This window comes from Kitasatospora sp. NPDC088351 (assembly GCF_040685575.1).
Classification (GTDB): Bacteria; Actinomycetota; Actinomycetes; order Streptomycetales; family Streptomycetaceae; genus Kitasatospora.
The window spans coordinates 1-22,055 of sequence record NZ_JBFBIL010000073.1; the positions used below are offsets into that span (position 1 = coordinate 1).

17 protein-coding genes, 1 pseudogene and 1 CRISPR repeat array are annotated in these 22,055 nt (G+C 73.9%); of the genes and pseudogenes, 9 read left to right on the forward strand and 9 right to left on the reverse strand.

Features of this window, described 5'->3' with window-relative positions; translation table 11 throughout:
- The 3 genes from AB0P06_RS32615 to AB0P06_RS32625 all read right to left on the reverse strand — a co-directional run.
- A partial coding sequence (locus AB0P06_RS32615; RefSeq protein ID WP_363613809.1) for an alcohol dehydrogenase catalytic domain-containing protein occupies positions 1-197 on the reverse strand: 197 nt, incomplete at its 3' end.
- 256 nt (positions 198-453) lie between these two features.
- Positions 454-1,974 (reverse strand): APC family permease, encoded by a 1,521-nt coding sequence (locus AB0P06_RS32620; protein ID WP_363613811.1) that lies wholly within the window; start codon positions 1,972-1,974, stop codon positions 454-456.
- A gap of 346 nt (positions 1,975-2,320) precedes the next feature.
- Complete coding sequence (locus AB0P06_RS32625) at positions 2,321-3,934, reverse strand: amidohydrolase (protein ID WP_363613813.1); 1,614 nt, start codon at positions 3,932-3,934, stop codon at positions 2,321-2,323.
- A 227-nt stretch (positions 3,935-4,161) separates the two neighbouring features.
- Between AB0P06_RS32625 and AB0P06_RS32630 the strand changes: the two genes are divergently transcribed.
- The 5 genes from AB0P06_RS32630 (at position 4,162) to AB0P06_RS32650 (ending at position 7,958) form a co-directional block, all read left to right on the forward strand.
- Positions 4,162-4,779 carry a TetR/AcrR family transcriptional regulator C-terminal domain-containing protein gene (locus AB0P06_RS32630; RefSeq protein ID WP_363613815.1) on the forward strand — a complete coding sequence of 206 codons (618 nt, stop codon included), beginning with the start codon at positions 4,162-4,164 and terminating at the stop codon, positions 4,777-4,779.
- A 691-nt stretch (positions 4,780-5,470) separates the two neighbouring features.
- Complete coding sequence (locus tag AB0P06_RS32635) at positions 5,471-5,854, forward strand: hypothetical protein (RefSeq protein ID WP_363613817.1); 384 nt, start codon at positions 5,471-5,473, stop codon at positions 5,852-5,854.
- Positions 5,855-5,948: 94 nt separating this feature from the next.
- On the forward strand, positions 5,949-7,037 hold the full coding sequence (locus AB0P06_RS32640; protein WP_363613819.1) for a hypothetical protein: 1,089 nt from the start codon (positions 5,949-5,951) through the stop codon (positions 7,035-7,037).
- An 82-nt stretch (positions 7,038-7,119) separates the two neighbouring features.
- The gene (locus AB0P06_RS32645; protein ID WP_363613821.1) at positions 7,120-7,515 is read left to right on the forward strand and encodes a roadblock/LC7 domain-containing protein; all 396 of its coding nucleotides are present in this window, start codon (positions 7,120-7,122) and stop codon (positions 7,513-7,515) included.
- A 68-nt stretch (positions 7,516-7,583) separates the two neighbouring features.
- Positions 7,584-7,958, forward strand: a complete 375-nt coding sequence (locus AB0P06_RS32650) for a hypothetical protein (protein ID WP_363613823.1) — start codon at positions 7,584-7,586, stop codon at positions 7,956-7,958.
- 85 nt (positions 7,959-8,043) lie between these two features.
- On the opposite strand, the gene AB0P06_RS32655 is transcribed toward AB0P06_RS32650, so the two are convergent.
- The 6 genes and pseudogenes from AB0P06_RS32655 to AB0P06_RS32680 form a co-directional block, all read right to left on the reverse strand.
- On the reverse strand, positions 8,044-8,457 hold the full coding sequence (locus AB0P06_RS32655) for a DUF6188 family protein (RefSeq protein ID WP_363613826.1): 414 nt from the start codon (positions 8,455-8,457) through the stop codon (positions 8,044-8,046).
- 37 nt (positions 8,458-8,494) lie between these two features.
- The gene (locus AB0P06_RS32660; protein WP_363613828.1) at positions 8,495-9,643 is read right to left on the reverse strand and encodes an NUDIX hydrolase; all 1,149 of its coding nucleotides are present in this window, start codon (positions 9,641-9,643) and stop codon (positions 8,495-8,497) included.
- 148 nt (positions 9,644-9,791) lie between these two features.
- Positions 9,792-10,667, reverse strand: coding sequence for an SGNH/GDSL hydrolase family protein (locus tag AB0P06_RS32665; protein WP_363613861.1), 876 nt, complete (start codon positions 10,665-10,667; stop codon positions 9,792-9,794).
- 20 nt (positions 10,668-10,687) lie between these two features.
- Positions 10,688-11,970 (reverse strand): annotated as a pseudogene (locus tag AB0P06_RS32670) (glycosyltransferase).
- Positions 11,967-13,211, reverse strand: coding sequence for a glycosyltransferase family 1 protein (locus tag AB0P06_RS32675; protein WP_363613830.1), 1,245 nt, complete (start codon positions 13,209-13,211; stop codon positions 11,967-11,969). Before AB0P06_RS32675 ends, AB0P06_RS32670 begins: the two are co-directional and overlap by 4 nt.
- Positions 13,212-13,333: 122 nt before the next feature.
- Positions 13,334-13,486 carry a YegP family protein gene (locus AB0P06_RS32680; protein ID WP_363613831.1) on the reverse strand — a complete coding sequence of 51 codons (153 nt, stop codon included), beginning with the start codon at positions 13,484-13,486 and terminating at the stop codon, positions 13,334-13,336.
- A 609-nt stretch (positions 13,487-14,095) separates the two neighbouring features.
- Positions 14,096-16,443: direct repeats of the CRISPR family, unit length 28 nt; unit sequence GAGCAACCCCCGCGAGCGCGGGGCCGAC.
- Positions 16,444-16,728: 285 nt separating this feature from the next.
- Here AB0P06_RS32680 and cas3 point away from each other — a divergent pair.
- Genes cas3 through casB form a run of 4 tightly spaced genes read left to right on the forward strand, consistent with a single transcriptional unit; the run spans position 16,729 to position 22,025 of the window.
- Positions 16,729-19,236: a CRISPR-associated helicase Cas3' gene (cas3, locus tag AB0P06_RS32685; RefSeq protein ID WP_363613833.1), complete on the forward strand. Its 2,508-nt coding sequence runs from the start codon at positions 16,729-16,731 to the stop codon at positions 19,234-19,236.
- Positions 19,224-19,691, forward strand: a complete 468-nt coding sequence (locus tag AB0P06_RS32690) for a hypothetical protein (protein WP_363613863.1) — start codon at positions 19,224-19,226, stop codon at positions 19,689-19,691. The genes cas3 and AB0P06_RS32690 overlap by 13 nt, the downstream gene beginning before the upstream one ends.
- Before the next feature lie 26 nt (positions 19,692-19,717).
- Positions 19,718-21,430 carry a type I-E CRISPR-associated protein Cse1/CasA gene (gene casA / locus AB0P06_RS32695; RefSeq protein ID WP_363613835.1) on the forward strand — a complete coding sequence of 571 codons (1,713 nt, stop codon included), beginning with the start codon at positions 19,718-19,720 and terminating at the stop codon, positions 21,428-21,430.
- Complete coding sequence (gene casB / locus AB0P06_RS32700; RefSeq protein ID WP_363613837.1) at positions 21,420-22,025, forward strand: type I-E CRISPR-associated protein Cse2/CasB; 606 nt, start codon at positions 21,420-21,422, stop codon at positions 22,023-22,025. The genes casA and casB overlap by 11 nt, the downstream gene beginning before the upstream one ends.
- The last annotated feature ends 30 nt before the right edge of the window (positions 22,026-22,055 follow it).

The window sequence follows — 22,055 nt, forward strand, 5'->3', positions numbered from 1 at the left end:
ATGCCGACACCCTCGTGGCCGGGCACGAACGGCGGACTGGGCTTGACGGGCCAGTCACCATGGGCGGCGTGGATGTCGGTGTGGCAGATCCCGGAGGCTTCGAGCCGGATCCGGACCTGGTGCGGGCCGGGTGCGGGCACCGGGCGGTCTTCGATGACCAGCGGTGCGGTGAAGTCCCGGACGACGGCGGCCTTCATGGTCTCTCCCTCGGACGATCGGCGCGCGTGCGCCCACCGTGGAGAACGCGAGGACACGAATGTCGCGACAGCCGCGGCGGCGCGCCGGCCGTCACGATGCGAAAGACGTGAAAGCGCGAAAGACGATGAGCGCTCTGGCGGCCGCGCACAGGACGCAGCCGCCAGCAGCTTCACCCGAAAGAGGGATCGCCCGCAGCTCGGACTGAGCCGAACGGGTGGGGGACGCCATACGGCGGAACGTACAGCGCCCGGCGGTTCAGGCCGCGTCCACCTCGGTGGTGCCCAGCCGGGCGTACACCTCGGGCCGCCGTGCGCGCAGCCGCAGCGCGATGCCGACGCCGGTCAGGAAGACCACCGGCACGATCGCGACCAGCGGCCAGTTGACCTCCGGCCCGGCGCCCGTGAACAGATCCAGCCGCCAGACCACCAGCGCGGTCGCGCCGCACAGCAGCACGGTCGCGCCGAGCGGGGCGACCACCGTGCGGAACACACCGGCGCTGGCGGCGGCGGCCCGGTTGCGGCGGAAGAAGACGTACACGGCGAGCCCGGCCAGCGCCTGGAGCAGCAGGATGCCGACCACACCGGGGGAGTTCACCCAGAGGAAGAACTGGTTGTACGGGTCGGCCCCGATCAGCGCCGCCACGACGACCGCGACCGCGGCCAGCACCGACTGCACGATGCCGCCGATCCACGGCGAACCGTGCTTCGGGTGGACCCGCCCGAGGGCGGCGGGCGCGGCCTGTTCACCGGCGAGCGCGTAGCCGTAGCGGGTGATCGTGTTGTGGAAGGCCAGCAGGGCGGCCAGCAGGCTGGTGACGATCAGCACCCGCTGCACGTCCGTGGCCCAGGCACCGACGTAGTCGGTCATCGCCGTGAAGAACATCCCGGCCGGGTCGGCGGTGGCGGTCGCGACGGCTTCCGCGTCGCCGAAGGCCTGCACGATCATCCAGGTGATGAAGGTGTAGAAGAGGCCGAGGAAGGCGATCGCCGCGTACGTGGCCCGGGGCACGGTGCGGTGCGGCTCGCGGGCCTCCTCGCGGTAGATCGCGGTGGCCTCGAAGCCGACGAAGGCCGCGAAGGAGAGGCCGAGCACGCCGCCCATCCCGCCGGAGAAGACGTTGCCAGGGGCGAGCGAGGAGAGGCTCAGGCCGTGCGCCCCGCCCTTGAGCAGGACGGCGACGGCGAGGACCAGCAGGATGCCGGTCTCGGCGATCAGCAGCGCGCCGAGCACCTTGGCACCGAGGTCTATCGAGCGGTAGCCGAGGAACCAGACCACCGCGACCCCGATCAGTGCCCAGACCGGCCAGGGCAGGTCGAGACCGAGCAGGTCGGCGGCGGTGGTGTGGGCGAAGTAGCCGAAGGCGCCGAACATGCCGATCTGGATGGCGTTGTACGAGAACACGGCGAGCAGCGCGGCCCCGAGACCGGCCGGTCGCCCGAGGCCGCGGGTGACGTACGCGTAGAACGCGCCGGCGTTCTTCACATGAGCGGTCATCGTGGTGAAGCCGACCGCGAACAGGGCCAGGATGACGCCGGTGGCCAGGTAGGCCACGGGTGCGCCGATGCCGCCGAAGGCGATCGCGAAGGGTGCCACCCCGGCCATCACGGTCAGCGGCGCGGCCGCGGCCACGACGAAGAAGACGATGTCGCCGGTGCCGAGGACGCCGCGCCCGAGCCGGGACCCGGTGGCCGGGGCCGTCCCCGACGTGGCGGTGGTGGGCGGCCTGGTCGGAGTGGGGGTGGCGGCCGGGGTGGCCGCGTCGGAGGGCAGGTTCATGGGGGAGCTCTCCTGGGGTCGTACGAACGAGGGTAGGACGATCCGGCCGGACGGTGCCGAGGACGGGCACGGCCGTGAGTGGTGCGAGCGGGGAGACGCGGTACGACGGCGCCGCGGATGGGGGCGCCCGCGGGGCGCCCGGGGTGGGACGTGGGCGCGGGGGTGGGAGGGGGCGCTCGGAGCGAGGCGCGAGCGCCGGGAGCGCGAGGGAGCGCCCGGGGTGGGGCCCGGGGCCCGCCCGCCCCCGGCAGCGCCGCTCCGGGCCGGGCCGGCTACGGCAGGCGGTGCGGGTGGTGCAGGTGGTGCAGCTGGGACAAGTGGTGCAGGTGGGGTCGGGTCGGTCAGGTCAGTGCGTACGCCGCCCGCCGAGCCAGGTGCCCAGCACCGCGACCTCGGCCAGTTCGCCGGGCGCCACCTCGTACGGGTCGGCGGCCAGCTGCACCAGGTCGGCGCGCATACCGGGCCGCAGCACGCCCCAGTCGTCCTCCTCGAACGCCTGGTGCGCCACCCCGGCCGAGTACGCGGCGAGCGCCTCGGTGAGGCCGATCCGCTCCTCGGGGACCCAGCCGCCGTCCGGCAAGCCGTCCGGGGTCTGCCGGGTGACGGCGGTCGCGAGGCCCGCCAGCGGCTCGTACCGGGTGACCGGCCAGTCGCTGCCGAAGGAGACCCGGGCGCCGCTGCGCAGCAGGGCGGCGATCTGGTACTGACGGGCGCCGCGCTCGGGGCCGAGCCGGGGGAGGGTGAGCTGGGTCATCAGCGGGTCGGTCTGGGCCCAGAGCGGTTCGAAGTTGGCGATCACGCCGAGTTCGGCGAAGCGCGGCAGGTCTGCCGGGTCGACCAGCTGGACGTGGGCGATCACGGGGCGGCGGGCGCGGGGGCCGTTGCGGCGGGCGGCGGCCTCGACGGCGTCCAGGGCGATCCGGACGCCGTGGTCGCCGATGGCGTGGATGTGCGGCTGGAAGCCGAGCGCGTCCACGGCGGTGACGGCCTCGGCCAGTTCGTCGCCGGTCCAGTTGGCGACGCCGTGCGAGTGCGGGCAGTCGCTGTACGGCTCCAGCAGCGCGGCGGTGCCGGACTCGATGACGCCGTCGGCGAAGAACTTGATCGCCCGGGCGGTGAGCTGCCCGCCGCCCTCGGCCTCGATCCGGGCCCGGTCGGCGGCCAGGCCGGGCAGCCGCTCGCGCCAGCCGTCCGGCTCCAGCAGCAGGCCGAGCCCGGCCCGGACGGCCAGCGGGTGGCCGTCCCGGACGGCGGCGAGCCAGGTGTCGACCTGGGCGGGTTCGACCCAGGCGTCCTGGATCCAGGTGATGCCGGCGGAGGCGAGCGCCGTGGTGGTGTCGCGCAGGGCGGCGACCTGTTCGTCGAGCTCGGGCAGCGGGACGAGGGCGCGTACGGGGTTGAGCGCGCCGAACTCGCGCAGGGTGCCGAGCGGGCTGCCGTCGGGGCGGCGGACGATCTCGCCGTTGACGGGCTGGGGCGTGCGGGCGGTGTAGCCGGCCCGGCGCAGGGCCTCGCTGTTGGCCCAGCCGGTGTGGTGGTCCATGGTGCGCAGCAGCACCGGGCGGTCGGGGACGACGGCGTCGAGCAGCGCGGCGTCGAACAGGCCCCCCTCGGCGAGCCACGGGTCGAAGGCGTCGCCGGTGATCCACTCGGCCTCGGGGTGCTGCTCGGCCCAGAGCCGGACGGCCTCGACGACCTCCTCGAGGCTGGTGCAGTCGCGGACGGGTACGCCGCGCAGACCGATACCGCCGAGCAGCGGGTGGACGTGGCCGTCGCCCCAGGACGGCAGCAGCGCGCCGCCGGCCAGGTCGACGGTCTCGGTCCGTTCGCCGCGCAGGGCCAGGGCCTCCGCGCCGAGGGCGGTGATCCGGCCGGCGGTGACGGCCAGGGCGGTGGTGTGCGGGTTCGCGGGGTCGCCGGTGTGGATCCGGCCTCCGGTGAAGATCGTGTCGGCACGCATGCGGGGGTGCGTCCTCTCCCAGTGTGACCTGTCTAACCGAATGGGGTTCGGTTACCGTAGGCGCGTCGCCGCGAGCTGCGGAAGAGTTTTATTGAAAGTCATTCGGTTACATTTTGGTAACGATGATCTTGAGTGATGATCGTCCTGCCGGGCCGCGCGGGCGGGCCGCGCGGACGAGTCGTGCGGACGGTCCGGACGGGAAGCGGAAGCGAAGGGCGGGGACGCGCATGGCCAGGCCGCGCACACCACTGTTGGACCGGCAGCGCATCGTGGACGCCGCGCTGCGGCTGGTGGACGAGGCGGGCGATCTCACCATCCCGGCCCTCGCCGGGACGCTCAAGGTGAGCCCCTCGGCGCTCTACCACCACGTGGCCGGCCGGGCCGAGATCGTCGCCCTGATGCGCGCCGAACTCGTCCGCACCATCGGCGAGCAGTCCATGTGGGACCAGCCCTGGGACGACGCGCTGCGCACCTGGGCGCACGCCTACCGCGACGCCTTCGCCGAGCACCCCGGCATCATCCGGCTGCTCGCCACGGCCCCGCTCGCCGAATCGTTCATGCACGAGCTGTACGAGCGCGCCGTCACCACCCTGGAGGGCGCGGGCTTCGCGCCGCAGGACGTGATGAGCGTGATCACCGCGCTGGAGAGTTTCATCCTCGGCTCCGCGCTCGACCTGGTCGCCCCCGCCGTCATGGTCGACGCCGTCGAACGCGGCACCACCCCGCGCCTGGCCGCCGCCCTGGAGGCCGTTCCCACCGGCCGTCACCGCGCCGACCAGGCCTTCGAGCTGGGGCTCACCGCCCTGATCGCCGGCTACCGCGCGCTGCTGTCCGCGAGGTGCTGACCGTCCTGTCGCCCATGAACTCCTTCCTGGTCCGGACCTGCCCGCGCTCCCGCCGGTTCGGCTCGTCGTACCGGTCGTGGATGCGCGTCGCGCGCCGCTGAAGCTCTGCCGGTTCCATCCGCGGCCTCCTCTCGTTCGATTTCTGATCAGGTGTGATGACCTGCTAATGTTCTACTCGTCGAGAGGAAATGATCTCTCGGACAGGCGTCAGAGGTGCTACCGGAGCACGTCCTACTTTCAGTAGGAAGAGTCCGTTCGACCCGGGCCTGGCGCTCCACCCCAAGGCGGCCGTTCCTTCCCGGAACGGCCGCTTTGTCGTTTCCCGGGCGTTCGGACGCCCGGCGGCGGAATCCGGTTCCCGTGCCCGGGTGCGGGGGTGGCCGGCCTTAGCGCATCGGGCGTTCGAAACCCTGTGGAGCGGCCGACAATCGGCCAAGGTCCCGATCCAGGTGGGCCGGTGGGCCGCTCTCCATCCTCCGGTTCGGCCAGCGGGTTCGTCGGGTCGTCACGCCTGACGTACCGTCATAGGTTGGCTGGAAGTGGTCGGTTGTGATGTGAATATGCCATTGGAATGTTCGTCATATGGAATCCGGCAGTAGCCTTCCGTGTCGAACCAGCCACCGGTCGTGGCAGTTCGGCCGGTGTCTGCCCAGCGTCTCCGGCTACCCCATAACCCTCCGAAGGAGCCGGTGTGCCGGGTATCGACGAATGCCTGTCCGGGGCGATGGCGATCGCCGGTGCCCGCTCCGCGAGCCTGGTCGACTGGAGCAGCGGACTTGCCCTCGGCAGCCTCGGAATCAGCCCCACCGGAGAGCACGAGACCGCGGCGGCGGAGGCAACCGACTTGGTGCGGGCGGCTGTTGAGAGCCAGACCTTCACCGGGGCGGAGGACAAGCGGGCGCCGTTGCAGGACATCATCGTCACCGCGGGCCGTAGCTACCACCTCCTTTGCTTCATCGATACCGTCTTCGACAGCCGGCTCGTCCTGCACCTCTGGCTGGACCGCTCGGAGGGCAACCTCGCCGCGGCCCGGTATCGCCTCCAGGCGCTCGCCGAGGAGCTGGTGCTGGGGTGATGCGCCTGCTCGCGGCCCGGTCGGCCGGGTGTCCGGCATTCGCCGTCAGGATTCGGCCATCGCGTCAACTGTCCGACGACCGGAGGTGGTTGGCATGAACGCTACATCGTCGCCACTCGGCGCCGCACCGGCGCGCCACCCGGCCGCCCGGGAGCCCCAGGGCGCCCCGGCTGTCCAGGAGGCCCCGGCCACTCCGGCCGACGCCGTCGAGCGACTGGCCGGGGAGAGGGCCACCGGCGCCCTGCGCGGCCCCGCCGGCACGGTCTACCTCGCCGCCGGCCAGGTGGTGCACGCCGAATCCGACCGTGCGCCCGACCTGGCCGCCCTGCTGACCGGCTGCGGCCGGATCACCCCCGAGGCCTGGCAGGAGATCCTCCGCGTCCACGGCCCGCGCTGCCGGGTCGGCGACGCCCTGGTCGAGCAGGGCCGGCTCACCCGCGGCGAGCTCGAGCTCTGTCACCTCGGGGCGCTCTACGACGCGGCCTTCTTCGTCCTCGATGCCACCGCCGGGCCCTGGCGCTTCGAACCGGGCGTGCGGCACTGGCTCGGCCCGGTGACGGCGGTCGGCGCCCACCGGCTGCGCCGCGAGGTCGAGCGCAGGCGTCAGCTGCTGGAGCGCATCTGGCCCTGGCCGCAGCTCGACACCGAACCGGTCCGCCCGTCCGAGGCGGGGATCCCCGAGAGCCGCGAGGCGTGTGCCGGACCAGGTGCCCGAGGCCGGCACCGCCGCTCGCCCAGCCGCCGCCAGCGCGAACTGCTCGACCACGCGGACGGCCGAAGGACCCCGGGGGAGCTGGCCCGGCTGCTCGGTCACTCGGCCTTCGCCACCACGGCCGACGTCCGCCGCCTCGCCGCCGCCGGACTGCTCGCCACGCCCGGCTGCGGCACCCCGGGGCGCGGCGGTCCCCGCCACGCCGCCCCGTCCGGCGGCACCACCCCCGACCGGAGCCCTGCCGACCGGAGTTCCTCCGACCGGAGCCCTGCCGACCGTGCCGCCCCCGGCCGCACCGCCGGCGGGCTCCACCGCCGCGTCCCCGGGGCCACACTGACCGGGCCGGCCCAGGCCGGGCCCGTCCGGGCGGCCCACCCACCGACCACGGCAGCGGCCCACCCGCTGACCGCCCCCGACCCGGACATCGCGCTGCTGACCCGGGTCCTGACCCTTCTGGAGGCCCGACTTTGAACCACTCTCCGCCCGCGACCCCGCCCTCGCGGTCATGAGGCGGGCGCTCAAGCAGCGTGTCGGAAGGAGACAACTGATCGCCTTGGAGACCGAGTTGCTGGCCGAGCTCCGCACCCTCAGGCATCGGGTCCCGCACCTCGCGGGCGGCCTGGTGGCCAGCGTGGACGGCCTGCTGGTCGCGCACGACACCCACGGCACCGAGCCCTCGGGCCTGGCGGCCATGACGGCCGCCTCCCTCGGACTGGCGCAGCGGCTAGCCGACACCACCGGACAGGGGGAGTTCCGGGAGTCGCTGGTCCGCGGTGAGAACGGCTATGTCGCCACCTACACGGCGGGCGGCAGCTGCGTGCTCACCCTGCTGGCGCACCCGGACGTGAACGTCGGCCGACTGCACCTGGAGGCCCGTCGCTCCGCCCAGCGCGTCGCCGCGCTCCTCAGCGACACCCTCGCGCCCAAGGACCCCAAGGAGGTGGGCTGACCGCGCCCGCCCCATCCGAAACACCAGCACCAGTACCAGCACCCACCGAACGAACTGGAGTGACCGACATGACGGACGCAGCAGGCGCGCTCAAGCAGGCCATGACCGTGATCGAGGGCGCCATCGGCGCCGCGCTCGTGGACTACAACAGCGGTATGGCGCTCGCCACGCTCGACGGCCCCGGCGGCATCGACCTCAACGTGGCCGCGGCCGGGAACACCGACGTGGTCCGGGCCAAGATGCGCACCATGGACATGCTGGGCCTGCAGGACGGCATCGACGACATCCTCATCACGCTGAGCAGCCAGTACCACCTGATCCGACCGCTCACCGGCCGGGGCGGCAAGGGCCTCTTCCTCTACCTCGCGCTGGACAAGAGCCGCGCCAACCTGGCCATGGCCCGTCACCAACTGACCAGGATCGAGGCGGACCTGGAGGTCTGACGGCGCTCGCCCGGCGGCGTACGGACCCCGCACCGCCCGGCGCGGGGTCCCGCCGGGGCTGCCGCCGTGCCGGCCCGCACCCGGATCACCCGGTGGTGAACCACCGCCCGGGTCGCCGCGGTTCGGGCTCCGCCCACGCCACCTCGCCACCCGGCAGACCGGAGCAGACCGTGCCACCGGGGGTGAACACGCTCCACGGTGCCACCAGCGCGTGCGGCGGAACGGACAGCTCGCCACCCCCGTCGAAGGCCAGCTCCAGCCCGCCCGCCATCGTCACCCGGGCGGCGCCGACGGACCGGCCCACCAGCCCGAGCAGCGGGCCGGACGGCCGGACGGTCAGCGCCGGGTAGAAGCGCTCCACCCCGGACGGCACGGCGAACCTGAACTCGTGCGTCACCCGGACCGTCACCGCCCCGGCGAGCGTGATGTCGAGCCGGGCGCCGCCAGTGACGGACTCCACCCGGCGACCGGCCAGCACACTCCCGATCCCGTTCGTCATGCCCCCAGTGTGGCCCACCGGGGACCGCGGGGCCCGGTCAGTCCGCCGGCCGCCCCCGGACCAGCTCGGCCGGCCCGCCGGTCCTGGCGCGGGCGGCGAGGGCGGCCTCCGTCCGGGCCCAGGAGGAGTCGGAGAGCAGCGCCCGGGCCTCCGCCGGAGCGCAGAGCCGCCACTCCGCCAACTCGTCCTCGGCCAGGGCGATCGAGGCGAGCCGGTCCTCCGCCACCGTGCCCCCGTCGAAGAGGTACACCAGCACGGCCGTGTCCCGCCCGCTCGCCGGGGCCGCCGCGTGCCCGGGCAGCCAGTCCACGGCCAGCAGCCGGCCCGGCTCGCGGTCCCAGCCCAGCTCCTCGCGGACCTCGCGCCGGGCCGCCGCCCGGGGCAGTTCGCGGTCCGCCTCGATACCGCCGCCCGGCAGCACCCAGTACGGCACCTCGCCCCCGGTCCCCGGCCAGGGCCTGAGCCGCACCAGCAGGACGCGCCCGGACCGGTCGGTGAACACCGTCCGCGCCTTCGCCCGGATCCGGGGCCGGGTGGCGATGTAGGTGTCCCGGTCCAGCGGGGGCACGGGTTCGGCCGCCGGACGGACCGCGGCCAGGGCGGCCGCCCCGGTGAGGGGCAGCCCCGCCAGCCGGGTGTACTCGGGCGGCGGTTCGACCGTCAGGTGGTCGAGGGTGTGCCCGGCCGGCAGGCTGTCCTCCAGCTCCAGCGGACCGGCCGAGCGAGGGGCCCGCAGACAGGCCGTGACCCGCCGGGAGAGCCGGGGCGGCAGCGCGTGGCCGGCCTGCTCCGGCGTCAGCCAGACCCAGCCGCCGACCTCGGCCGGGTCCGGAGTGATCGCGGCGAGCTGCGCCGGGGTGAGCGGATCGGCCCAGTACAGGTACGCCGCGATCGGCGGGCGGAAGTGGTCCAGCGTCCAGTCCACGCAGGCCAGCGGCCCCAGCCTGGGCGTGAACCCCAGCTCCTCCTCGATCTCCCGGACGGCCGTCCGGCGCGGCGACAGGTCCTGCGGTTCCCAGCCCCCGCCGGGGACGGCCACCGGATGCTCCCGGTCGTACGGCAGCCGCACCACCAGCACCCGACCCTGTTCGTCCGGGAACAGCACCCCGGCCGCGGCCAGCAACTCGCGCCCGGCACGCCCGTCCTGACCCGGTGCACCCTGATCGCCCGCAGGCGGTGAGACCACCAACGCAACTCCCTCCGCCGGACCGGGCGCACGCCCGACCGTTCCCCGCAACGACACTGACTTCTACCCGGGCGGTTCCCCGCCGTCACCCGACCCGCCGCCGGGCGCGGAGTCACCCCGGCGGCGCACCGTCGCCCGGCGGGGCGCGTCACCCCAGCGAGGCGAGCGCCGCGGCCGCCGCCCGGGCCATCTGCTCGTCGTACCGGCCGGTGGTGCCCCGCAGCCGGGCGACGCTCTCCACCGTGGCGAGGGCGAGCAGCCCGGGGAGGAGGTCGGTGCTGCGGGCGGCGACCCAGCGGGTGCCCCGGGTGGTCATCCACCACAGGTCGGCGGCCCGGCCGGGCGGGGGTCCGGCAGGGCCGGGGGCGGGTGCGGGGCCGAGCGGACGCCCGGCCGAGCCGAGCAACTCGTGGAAGTGCCGGGCGATCAGCCGGTGCCCCTCGGCGCTGGGGTGCAGCCGGTCCACGCTCAGCAGGTGCCGCTGCGCCGACCAGGGCAGTTCGGCGAGGTGCAGGTGTACGGTCCGATGGCGCGCGGAGAGGGCGTGCACCACCGTGTTCACGGCGTACATCCGTCGTGCCAGCGGGCGGGCCAGCGGCTGCGGAAGCCGTAGCAGGGTGCCCGGGTCGGGCAGACAGGCGGTGAGCAACCGTGCTCCGCTGCCGGACAGTTCGCCGAGCACCGCGTCCAACTCCCGGGCCGTGCGCCGGATGTCGAACCCGGCCCGCAGCGTGTCGTTGCCCCCGACCACCACGGCGGCCAGCTGCGGGCGCAGCGCGAGCGCGGCCGGCAGCTGCTCGGCCGCCAGGTCGACGGCCAGGGCGCCGCTGCGCGCGAGGTTGGTGAACTCGACGCCCACCTCCGCCGGGGCCAACGACCGGGCCAGGACCGCCGCCCAGCCACGCCACCCGTCGGCGACCGGGTCGCCGACCCCCTCCGTGAGCGAGTCCCCGAGCGCCACGAACCGTACGGGGCCGCCGACCCGCCGGGCGCCGGCCGGGGCCCCGCGCCGGCCGGCCCCCAGCGCCGCCGGTCCGCCCGCGTTCACCGGGCGTCCCCGGCGGAGCGGCGGACCGGCTGGTCCGCCTCCCGGCCCGCGTCCTCGCTCGGCAGCCCCACCGGCGCCCCGCCCCCGTCCGGGTTCCCGTTCCTGTTCGTGTCCGCGTTTCTGTCCGCGCCGGCGCTCGGGTCCCCTGTCCGCGCCCCGTGCGCGGCGAGGAACGCCGCCACCGCGGCCGGCCAGCCGAACCGCTCGGCCCGGGCCCGGGCGGCGGCCCGCCGGGCGTCCGGCGGGCGGGACAACAGCTCCCGGACCGCCTCGGCGAAACCCTCGCCGCTGTCGTCCGCCACCGCCCCGGCCGGCCCGACCAGCCCGGGGAGCGCCGACGAGCGGCTGACGGCCACCGGTGTGCCGCAGGCCAGGGCCTCCATCGCGGCCAGCCCGAAGGTCTCCACCGGCCCGGGGGCGAGCACCACATCGGCGCAGCCCAGCAACCGGGCCAGCGCGGCACGCCCCGCCACGTGCCCGAGGAAGCGCACGGGCAGTCCCAGTCGGGCGGCACGGGCGGCCAGCCCCGTCCGAGCGGTCCTGTCCCGGCCACCACCAGGACGGCCGGCAGGCCGCGCGAGCGCAGCGCGGAGAGGGCCTCGACGGCACGCTCGGGACGCTTCTCCGTCGAGAGCCGGGAGCAGAGCACCAGCAGCACCTGCGCCAGCTCCGCGTACCGCGCCCGCTCGTACGCCCGCTCGTCGGCCGCGAGGGGGCGCAGGGCGGTCAGGTCCACTCCGAGCGGTGCGCGTGCCAGGTTTCGGACGCCGAGGCGGTGGAACTCGGCGGCCGCCCAGTCCGTGGTGCAGACCACGGTGTCGTACGCCCGCGCGGTGCGGCCGTTGAGCCGGTCCGCGGCGGCGTCGGCAACCGGGCCGGGCAGGCCCCAGCTGCGGAGCAGCCCGGCGGCGCTCTCGTGCGACACCATCACCGAGCGGACGCCGTGCCGCCGTGCCCAGGCGCCCGTCCAGCGCAGCGTGGTGCGGTCCGAGACCTCCAGCCGGTCGGGCGCCAGCCGGGTCAGTTCGTGGGTCACCGCCCGCCGGTCGGTGAGCACCCGGTAGCCGCCGCTGCCGGGCAGCACCGGCCCGGGCAGGGTGACCACCAGGCCCTGCCCGGTCTCCTCCTCCGACCGCGTCGCGCCGGGCACGACCAGTACCGGCCGGTGCCCGGCGGCCCGGTACCCGGCGCCGAGGTGCCGCAGCGCCGTCCGCAGCCCGCCCGAGACCGGGGTGACGAAGTTGGCGATCCTGACGATCCGCAGTGCGTCCCCGGTCATGCCGACAGCCCCTCCGTCACCACCGCCGAAGCCACCGCGGGTGCAGCCACCGGCGCGGGCGGGTCCGCGGCGAGCGACGGCCCCTCCGCCGGTCCGCCCCCGTGCTCCGCCAGCACCTCCGCGTAGTGCCGCAGCAGCAGATCGCCGACCGCCTCCCAGGTGCGGGCCGTCACCTCCGCCCGTCCGGCGCGCCCGTAGGCGGCCCGCAGCGCGTTGTCCCCGGCCAGCGTCGCGACCGCCCGAGCGACGGCCTCGCCGTCCCGGGGTGGCACCAGCAGGCCGGTCCGCCGGTGCGCGACCAGGTCCAGCGGACCGCCGGCGGCCGGACCGACCACCGGGACGCCGCTGGCCATCGCCTCCTGGATGGTCTGACAGAAGGTCTCCAGCGGGCCGGTGTGCACGAACACGTCCAAGGTGGCGAAGCAGCGGGCGAGTTCGTCCCCGGTACGGCGGCCGAGGAAGACCGCGCCGGGCAGCGCGGCCTTCAGCCCGGGCGCCGACGGCCCGTCGCCGATCACCACGGCCCGCACCCCGGGCAGCGCCGAGGCGGCCGCCAGCAGGTCGACCCGCTTCTCCGGCGCGAGCCGCCCGACGTACCCGACCAGCACCTCCCCGCCGGGGGCCAGCGCCCGGTGCAGTGCCTCGTCACGGTGACGCGGGTGGAAGCGGACCGAGTCCACCCCGCGCGGCCACAGCTGGACCCTCGGCACCCCGTGCGCGGTGAGGTCCTGCGCGGCCGGGGTGGACGGCGCGAGAGTACGCGCGGCGGCGCGGTGGACGGCCCGGATCCGGTGCCAGGCGGCGGCCTCACCGAGACCGCGCCCGGCCCGGTAGGCGTGCGCGTACCCGGCGAGATCGGTCTGGTACACGGCGACGGCCGGGACACCGAGCCGGGCGGCGGCCTGCACACCGCGCGCGCCGAGCACGAACGGGCTGGCCAGGTGCACCAGATCGGGCCGGTGCCCGGCGATGGCGGCACCCAGCCGGCGGCTGGGCAGGGCGATCCTGACCTGCGGATAACCGGGCAGCGGGACGGACGGGATCCGGACCACCGGCAGCTCGGCCGCCCCGGGGCCGGCCCCGAAGGTGTGCGGCGGGCAGTCGGCGCCGTGCGCGGGAGCCGGGGTGATGACGAGCGGCTGGTGACCCCGGCGGACCAGATGCTCGGCCGTCCGCAGCACGCTGTGGGCGACTCCGTTGACCTCGGGCGGGAAGGATTCGGTGACGATGACGACGCGCATGCCAGTGTTCTGTCCGGGCCCGGCGTGCACGCGGCCAAAGGGATCTGTCGCGCAAACGAACGCGGGTCGGCGATTTGCACCACCGACCCGCCGTCCTGCCTGCGACAGGGCCGCTCGGAGCCTCAGGCCGGACCGGCCGCCGTCTCCTTGAGCTCCGCGTAGGGCGCGAGCTTCCTGATCGACTCGATGCTCCTGATGCAGTCGTCCCGGTTCTCGTACGGGTCGCCCGTCACCACGACGGACCCGTTGCTCGCCTTGAGCCGGAACCGGTGCATGCCGCTCTCATCGGTGTAAAGTTCGAACTTTCCTGCCATGGCAGTTGATACCTCTCGTGCGGGTAGCCCCCTCGAACGGCACCGTAGGTCCAAATCCCTTTCACCGCACGCCAGATGAGCCATCCGGGTCACCGAACACCGATCGGCCGCGCCGGACCCGAAGCCGCCGGAGGCCCCTCCCCGGGGCTGCGGCCGCAGCCCTGCCCACCCGAGCACCCCAGGGTGGAGAAAGGTGGCGACCGACACGGCGCCGGTCACCACCTTCGGCAGCCTCCGCGGCCCGGGCGGGAATCGGCTGCCCCCGATTCCCGCCGGTCTTCTTCGCACGGACGCTGCATATCGCCGCGAGCTCCGGGCTGGTGGGCGGATCCGTCGCCGCAGGCGTCGGCCGGGTTGCGGCCTGCTGGTTGGTCGTGCACTGGCGCTCGACCAGACCGACTTCGCTCCAGGGCCGGGCACAGCTTCGCTCGGCGTGGTCCTCGAAAGCCATGAAGTGCCCCAGATCGGATAGCGCGTGGTCGGCGTGGGCGTCGACGAACCGGCCGACGAGTTGCGGTGTCCACATCATGACCTTGGCCGGACGAAGAACTCCATGGCAGAGGTGGCTAGGAGCAACCCCCGCGAGCGCGGGGCCGACCCAAGGTCCACCAGCCGGGTACCACGAACGCGGGAGCAACCCCCGCGAGCGCGGGGCCGACAGGTCGTGCGAGGCGATGACCGCTGCCACCGCCGAGCAACCCCCGCGAGCGCGGGGCCGACACGGTGTCGCGAGGCAGATACCACAATGCGCGGGAGCAACCCCCGCGAGCGCGGGGCCGACGAGGAGCGACGGTGCCGGAGATCGCCTTTGTCGGAGCAACCCCCGCGAGCGCGGGGCCGACCTGGCGTCGGAGTCGGCCATACAGGCTCCAAGGGGAGCAACCCCCGCGAGCGCGGGGCCGACTTCGACATGCCGGGCGGTGTCGCCGACTACGCGGAGCAACCCCCGCGAGCGCGGGGCCGACGAGACCGCGGGCCGGGCCGCCGTGCTGCAGGCCGAGCAACCCCCGCGAGCGCGGGGCCGACCGGGAAGCCGAGCACGTGGCCCTCCAGACCGAGGAGCAACCCCCGCGAGCGCGGGGCCGACCCGGCGGGGAGTGCGGGGTCGGCGGGCTTGCTGGAGCAACCCCCGCGAGCGCGGGGCCGACCTCCCGGAGATGGTGTCCGCGCTGACGATGACGGAGCAACCCCCGCGAGCGCGGGGCCGACCGAAAGCGCGTGTCTTCGAGGTGTGTTGCACAGGAGCAACCCCCGCGAGCGCGGGGCCGACGGCCCACTCCGCAAAACGTCAGCCAGACCGACAGAGCAACCCCCGCGAGCGCGGGGCCGACCGTCCGCGGGAATCCCGAGGGTGCAGCGCAGGAGAGCAACCCCCGCGAGCGCGGGGCCGACGTAGTGGTTGCCCTCGACGACGGTGGTGTCATCGAGCAACCCCCGCGAGCGCGGGGCCGACCCCTCCTGGAGCAACAGGCGGTCCCACAGGGCGGAGCAACCCCCGCGAGCGCGGGGCCGACGATCTGTGCGACACCGTTCAACAGCGGCGTCAGGAGCAACCCCCGCGAGCGCGGGGCCGACCTCCACGGCTTCCCCGGCAGCGACAACCCGTGGGAGCAACCCCCGCGAGCGCGGGGCCGACCCGCCGACCTGCTCACCACCGCAGCCCAGCGCAGAGCAACCCCCGCGAGCGCGGGGCCGACCGGTGGTGACCGATCCGGTCCCCGCCGCGCCGGGAGCAACCCCCGCGAGCGCGGGGCCGACCCCAGCCCCCGGGCCGCCGGGGCTGGCCCGCTGGAGCAACCCCCGCGAGCGCGGGGCCGACCGGTGGTCATCGCTTCTCCTGAGGGTCTGGTGGGAGCAACCCCCGCGAGCGCGGGGCCGACTTGCTGGACGAGCTGGACGCGACGGATGACGCGGAGCAACCCCCGCTAGCGCGGGGCCGACACCGACTGCTCTGCGAGGACTGCGCGGACCCGAGAGCAACCCCCGCGAGCGCGGGGCCGACACGTGCTCGCACTGCGGACTGGTCTGGGAGGAGGAGCAACCCCCGCGAGCGCGGGGCCGACGGCAACCCCCGCTCGACCGCATCCACGATGTCGGAGCAACCCCCGCGAGCGCGGGGCCGACAGCCCCTCCAGCTTCAGGAGGTCTATCCCCGCGGAGCAACCCCCGCGAGCGCGGGGCCGACTTTTTGCCGGGGAGGTGCCGCCTCGACCCGCCGGAGCAACCCCCGCGAGCGCGGGGCCGACTCCCATGGGTCGGGGCGAGCGGGGGTTCCCTCGGAGCAACCCCCGCGAGCGCGGGGCCGACGCGGGAGGCACCGGTGGAGACCGGCTGAGTCAGGAGCAACCCCCGCGAGCGCGGGGCCGACCGGTACAGGGCGTCCAGCGCGGTCAGCGCGGTGGAGCAACCCCCGCGAGCGCGGGGCCGACGCCCTCAAGGACACCCCGGCCGACCCCGATGCGGAGCAACCCCCGCGAGCGCGGGGCCGACGCCGACTTGGCTGCCGACGGCTACCTGTCCCACGAGCAACCCCCGCGAGCGCGGGGCCGACGGCATGGACGCCCGGCACTCCACCGAAATCACGGAGCAACCCCCGCGAGCGCGGGGCCGACTCCGCGACCGAAGCCAACGTGGTCAACCACGCAAGAGCAACCCCCGCGAGCGCGGGGCCGACATCCTGGGCGTGATCGCCTCGGCCGCGGTGCTGGAGCAACCCCCGCGAGCGCGGGGCCGACTCAATGGCGGTCGGGTGGAGCTCGGACCGCCGGGAGCAACCCCCGCGAGCGCGGGGCCGACTCGGGGCGGGTTTGGTGCCGAGGACCGGGGTGGGAGCAACCCCCGCGAGCGCGGGGCCGACTCGGCCGCGCCCTGGAACGGCACGGGGCGCGGGGAGCAACCCCCGCGAGCGCGGGGCCGACACTTGCTGACCTGGGGCGTTGTGGACTACAGGGCCGCGATTGAGTTAGTTGGTTCGCGCTTCGGTCGCGCTGGAACAGGATGGCTCATTACCAGGTCTCCCCGCCCGCTTGGTGGGTTGTCAGTGCAGTGCCCTACGCTGCCGAAGCCTACGGGATGGGAGGCAGGGCATGACCGGTGATAGCCGCTGGCGTGGGATCCCGCCTGAAGTCGTGGGCTGGCTGGGGGCGTTGTGGGGCAAGTCCGCCGGGAGGGCGGGCGGGGAGGCCAACCTTCTGCTCTCCCACATGCTGGACACCGCGGCCGTGGCGGAGATCATCTGGGACAACTACCTTCCACCATTGACCCGTTGGCGCCTGGAAGCCCTGGCGGGTGGTCGGGACAAGGGGCGGCGGTTCTTCGTCTGGCTCTGTGGAATCCACGACTGCGGGAAAGCGACTCCCGCGTTCCAGCACGTCGACGCCGCCGGCGCTGCCACGGTACGGAAGGCGGGGCTGTCGTGGAACAAGTACGCGGTGGCCGGGAAGTCCTGGCGGCACGACAAGGCGGGCGGCCGCATCCTGCGGGGCCTGCTCGCGGAGGCGAAGTGGCCCCAGGAGCACGTCGACTGGGTCTGGCCGCTGGTGGCGGGCCACCACGGCTCGTTCCCTGGTCTGGGGCAGCTGACTCCGCCCAAGCGTAACGAGGAGTTGCAGGGGAAAGCCCCGGCGTGGCGGCGGGCGCAGTCGGCGCTGGTCGAGGTGTTCTCCCGGGAGCTGGGTTTCGCCGGTGAGCCGGTGCTCGGCGGGGTGCAACCGATCGATGTGCCGTCTCGCGCCGTGCAGTTGCAGCTGTCCGGGTTCGTGGTGATGGCGGACTGGATCGCCAGCGACGAGCGGCACTTCAAGGGCATCTCCGACCTGTCCCGCGTCACGATGGCCGGCGCGCGCAAGCGGGCGGCCGCTGCCTGGTCGAAGCTGGGGCTGCGCGGTGGCTGGGGTTCGCTGGCGGTGCCCGGACCCGAGACCTTCCAGGACCGCTTCGGCCACGGACCCAGGCAGTCACAGGAACTGGTACTGGACGTGGTGCGCCGCATGGAGGGCCCGGGCCTGGTGATCGTCGAGGCGCCGATGGGGGAGGGGAAGACGAAGGCCGCTCTGGCGGCGGCCGAGTTGATGGCGGCGCGCCACGGCGCGGACGGCGTCTTTCTGGGCATGCCGACCCAGGCGACCGCAGATCCCATGTTCACCCAGGTCCGGTTGTGGCTGAGGGAGATCGAAGAGGGGCTGGAGGACCAGGTTGCCCTGCTGCACGGCAAGAGGATGTTCAACAAGGAGTGGCGCCGGCTCCTCGACGACGCGGGGGAGTGGGGGCAGGACGCCGACGCCTGCTACTCCTCGGTGGGTGAGGACGAGTACGGCCTGCCCTCCTCGTTCGGCGAGACCGCACGGGGCCCGGAGCGCCGAGCCCCCGCCGAGTGGTTCCTCGGGCGCCGCCGCGGGCTGCTGAGCCCCTTTGCCGTCGGCACCATCGACCAGCTCCTGTACGCCGCGACCCGCACGAAGCATGTGATGCTGCGCATGGCCGGCCTGGTCGGCAAGGTGGTCATCCTCGACGAGGTGCACGCCGCCGACGTCTACATGTCTCAGTTCCTCCTGGAAGGCCTGTGGTGGCTCGGGCAGGCCGGTGTCCCCGTGCTGCTGCTCTCGGCCACGTTGCCGCCCGACCAGCGGCGCACTCTGGTCACCGCTTACCTGGCAGGCGCGCAGTCGGCCGAGGCCCCGGCGGCGGTCGAACTGCCTGAACCGGTGGGCTACCCGAGCGTCACGGCGGCCTGGCTGGACCAGGACGGGCCGAAGTTGCTGGTGGACAGTACGAAGTCCTGGCGCGAGGACCTGCCGGTGCGTATCGAGGTAATCGACGAGCCGGCCGCCGACTCGGGCTCCCCGGTCGAGCAGGCGGGCACGAGTGCGGCCGATGCCGCCGTGGTCGACCACCTGAAGGAGCGGCTTGCCGGGGGCGGGCGCGTTCTGGTCATCCGCAACACCGTCGCCCGCGCCCAGGCCACCTTCGAGGCCCTCCGGAAGGAGTTCGGCACCAAGGAGGTGCGGTTGTTGCACGGTCGACTGCACGCCGGGCACCGGGCGGACCGAACGCAGGGCGCCCTGCGCGTGCTCGGGCCGCCCGGCGCGGGGACGGAGCGTACGGGCAGGCTGATCCTCGTCGCCACCCAACTCGCTGAGCAGTCCTTCGACGTCGACGCGGACCTGCTGATCACCGATCTCGCACCGATCGACCTGCTCCTGCAACGCATCGGACGCCTCCACCGCCACGACGGGGTGAAGCGACCGGCCCTGCTGGCGCAGCCCACCGTCCTCATTACCGGCACCCGTCTCTCGGGGGACGGCCCACCGTGGATCCTGCCGGCCACCGAGAAGATCTACGGACGGTACCTCCTGCTGCGCACGGCAGCCGAGGTGACGAAGGCCGACGGAGGAGTGTGGAGCGTCCCCGGACAGGTGCCGGAGCTGGTGGCACGGGTCTACGGCACCGGCCCGGTCGTCCCCACCGAGTGGGCGGATGCCGAGGCACAGGCCCGGCAGGACTGGGAGGAACGCCAGGAAAAGCGTCGGGCGGAAGCTGCGAAGTACCTGCTCACCCGGGCCGGCGACACGGGGAGCCGACGCTGGCCGGGCTGCACTACGGGGGCCACGGCACCCTGGCCGAAGGGCAGTTCGAGGCCCTGGTGCGGGACGGCGACCGCAGCGCCGAGGTGGTCCTGGTCCGCCGGGACGACAAGGGTGTGTACGCGATGACCAGCCGGAAGCTGGGGCCCGGCGGCGAGGTGGCCGCCGAGGTGGTGGACGACGTCCTCGCGGGGACCGTGCGGCTGCCCGTCTCCCTGACGTCCCTGGCAGAGCAGGAGCTCGGACCGCTGCCGGGCTGGCGCGACCACCCATGGCTCCGTTACAGCCTGGCGCTCGAACTCGACGAGCGCGGCGAGGCCGTCCTGGGCGACTACCGCCTGCGCTACGACGATCTGCTCGGACTCGTGGTGAGCGGCGGACGCCGGTTCGGATGGGGGTGGGCCGGTACACGCCCGGCCCACCCCCAACCCCGCGAACGCGGGGCCGACTTGCGGCCCACAAGGGCTCGTAAACACGGCCACGGGCCATCCCTGCCGGTACAGGCCGCAGGGCTGAGGGGCAATTCAAGCATTCACCCCGCAGCGAGTGACGGTTGGTGCCACCATGAACTCACGCAGGCTTAAAACAGGGCCAGTTGGGAGCAAAGCGCGTGCCTGGGTACAACCTTGTCGACGAACCGTGGCTGACACCGCGTCCGCTGGGCGGCGGACCCCCCGTCCCGATGGGACTCGCCGAGACCCTGACGCGGGCGGACGAGTTCGAGGGCCTGGCCGTCGAGTTCGCCACGCAACTCCCGGCCCTTCTGCGCCAGATCCTGCTGCCCGTCGTCGCCGACGCCATTGGCGCACCGCGGAACCTGCCCGAGCAGGCCGCCCGATTCGCGCGCAGCGGCTTCACCGGGGACGAGAAGACAAAGATCCTGGCCTACCTCGACGAGCACCGCACGCGTTTCGACCTGTTCGATCCCGTCGCCCCGTTCGGACAGGTGGCCGGTCTGCGAACGGCCAAGGACGAGACGAAGGGCACCGCCACCCTGGTGGCTACCGCAGCCAGCGGCAACAACGTGCCGCTGTTCGCCAGCCGCACCGACGCGGACCCGCTCGACCTGACGCCCGCCCAGGCCGCCCTCTGGCTGCTGCACACCCACTGCTGGGACACCGCGGCCATCAAGACCGGAGTGGTGGGAGACCCACAGGTCAAGGCCGGAAAAACGACCGGGAACCCCACCGGCCCCCTCGGACAGCTCGGCGTCATCGTCCCCGCCGGTCCCACCCTGTACGACACCCTCATGCTGAACATCCCCATCACCCCGCCGACCGAACTCGGCCTACCGCAGTGGAAACAGGACCCGCGCGGCCCGGCGTGGACGCCGCGTGCCGCCGAAGGACTCCTTGACCTGTGGACGTGGCAGGCCCGGCGCATCCGGCTGATCCCGCACCAGGACGAGACCGGCGAACTGAAGGTCACCCGGGTGGTCATCAGCGCGGGCGACCGGCTCACCGCAGTGCCCGAACTGGAGCCGCACACCGCCTGGACGTTCACCCCGCCCGCCAAGAAGACGGCCTCGGCCCTGCCCGAACGCCGCCCGCGCCGCCACGTCCAGGGCAAGGCCGCGTGGCGTGGCCTCGAGGCACTGCTCGCACCGATCCGCCAGAGCAACGGCGGCGTCTTCGAGACCAGCGTCCTGCTCGACCAGATCAGCGCCCTGCAGGAAGCCGGCCAACTCCCCGCCGACTACCCACTGCAGGTCGAGACCTTCGGCATGGTCTACGGCAACCAGTCCTCCGTCGTGGAAGACGTCATCCACGATGCCATCCCCCTGCCCCTGCTCGCCCTGCACCAGGACGGCGAGGCCCACCAGCTCCTGCTGGACGTCGCCGAACAGGCGGAGCTGCTCTCCCGGGCGGTGAACAACCTCTCCGCCGACCTGCGCCGGGCCTCCGGCGCCGAACCGATCCCCTGGGACAAGGGCCAGCGGCCCGGCGAACTCCTCCTGCACAACCTCGACCCCGTGGTCCGCCGGCTGTTGGTCGGCGTCCGTCGGGCCGAACGCGACGACGAGCTCCTGGAAGGCGGCCGGCTGGCGTGGGAGCAACTGGCTGCCCGCCAGGCATGGGACCGGGCGAACGCCCTCCTGTTCGCCGTACCGGCGAACACGTTCGGTGGCCGGACCGCCGACCAGCCCGGCAAGGCGGGAAAGAAGCACACCTTCTCCCTCGGCACGGCAGCCGACAACTTCCGGCGTCAGGTTCGCGACATCCTTCCCCGCTACACCGACGCCGTGCGGGCAGCCGCCGCCGCCCGACCTGCCTACTCGCAGGACTTCACAGAACCATTCCCCGGAGCCGACCTTGACTACTGAAAAGGCCACCACAGAACGTCGCTACTGGGACCGGTACACGGCCCCCGACCACACCTGGCGGATCGACCCGCTCTCCGGACAACCACGACGCCCGCCCGGCGAGGAACTGGCGGCTCTGCGCTCCGGCCTCGGACGCCCGGTGATGGACAGCCCGAAGATGTGGCCGCACTACCGCAGCCAGGTCAACGACGTACTCGCGCTACGCGACGAGGTCTCCGACGAACAGAAGGCCGAACACGCGGCCCTCGCCCTCTTCGGTCTCCACCAGCAGAGCCAGGCCCAGCCGATGCACCGCCAAGGCGTCAAACTCGGCGGCGCGCTGCGCCACCTGCGCCAGAGCGGCAAGTACAGCGAGGACGCGCTCGACACCCGCGTGGCACAACTGGCCGCCGCGACCAGCGTCTCCGCCCTGCTGGTCCATCTGCGCGGCCTCATCACCCAACTGCGGACCATCGGCCAACCCCTGGACTACAACCACCTGATGGCCGACATCCAGGACTGGCACAGCACCGACCGACGGCCGCAGGTCCGCCTCAAGTGGGCCCTCGGCTACCAGGCGTGGAAGAGCAAGGCCCCAGCTCCGTCCACAAGTTGAACCACACCCCTGCGCACCACCCGCACCGGC

Excerpts from the sequence above, each read along its gene's own strand:
- AB0P06_RS32630 (WP_363613815.1), top strand. The coding sequence starts at position 4,162 with ATGGCCAGGCCGCGCACACCACTGTTGGACCGGCAGCGCATCGTGGAC.
- AB0P06_RS32620 (WP_363613811.1), bottom strand. The coding sequence starts at position 1,974 with ATGAACCTGCCCTCCGACGCGGCCACCCCGGCCGCCACCCCCACTCCG.
- cas3 (WP_363613833.1), top strand. The coding sequence starts at position 16,729 with ATGCTGGACACCGCGGCCGTGGCGGAGATCATCTGGGACAACTACCTT.
- AB0P06_RS32640 (WP_363613819.1), top strand. The coding sequence starts at position 5,949 with ATGAACGCTACATCGTCGCCACTCGGCGCCGCACCGGCGCGCCACCCG.
- AB0P06_RS32625 (WP_363613813.1), bottom strand. The coding sequence starts at position 3,934 with ATGCGTGCCGACACGATCTTCACCGGAGGCCGGATCCACACCGGCGAC.
- AB0P06_RS32680 (WP_363613831.1), bottom strand. The coding sequence starts at position 13,486 with ATGCACCGGTTCCGGCTCAAGGCGAGCAACGGGTCCGTCGTGGTGACG.
- AB0P06_RS32655 (WP_363613826.1), bottom strand. The coding sequence starts at position 8,457 with ATGACGAACGGGATCGGGAGTGTGCTGGCCGGTCGCCGGGTGGAGTCC.
- AB0P06_RS32650 (WP_363613823.1), top strand. The coding sequence starts at position 7,584 with ATGACGGACGCAGCAGGCGCGCTCAAGCAGGCCATGACCGTGATCGAG.
- AB0P06_RS32675 (WP_363613830.1), bottom strand. The coding sequence starts at position 13,211 with ATGCGCGTCGTCATCGTCACCGAATCCTTCCCGCCCGAGGTCAACGGA.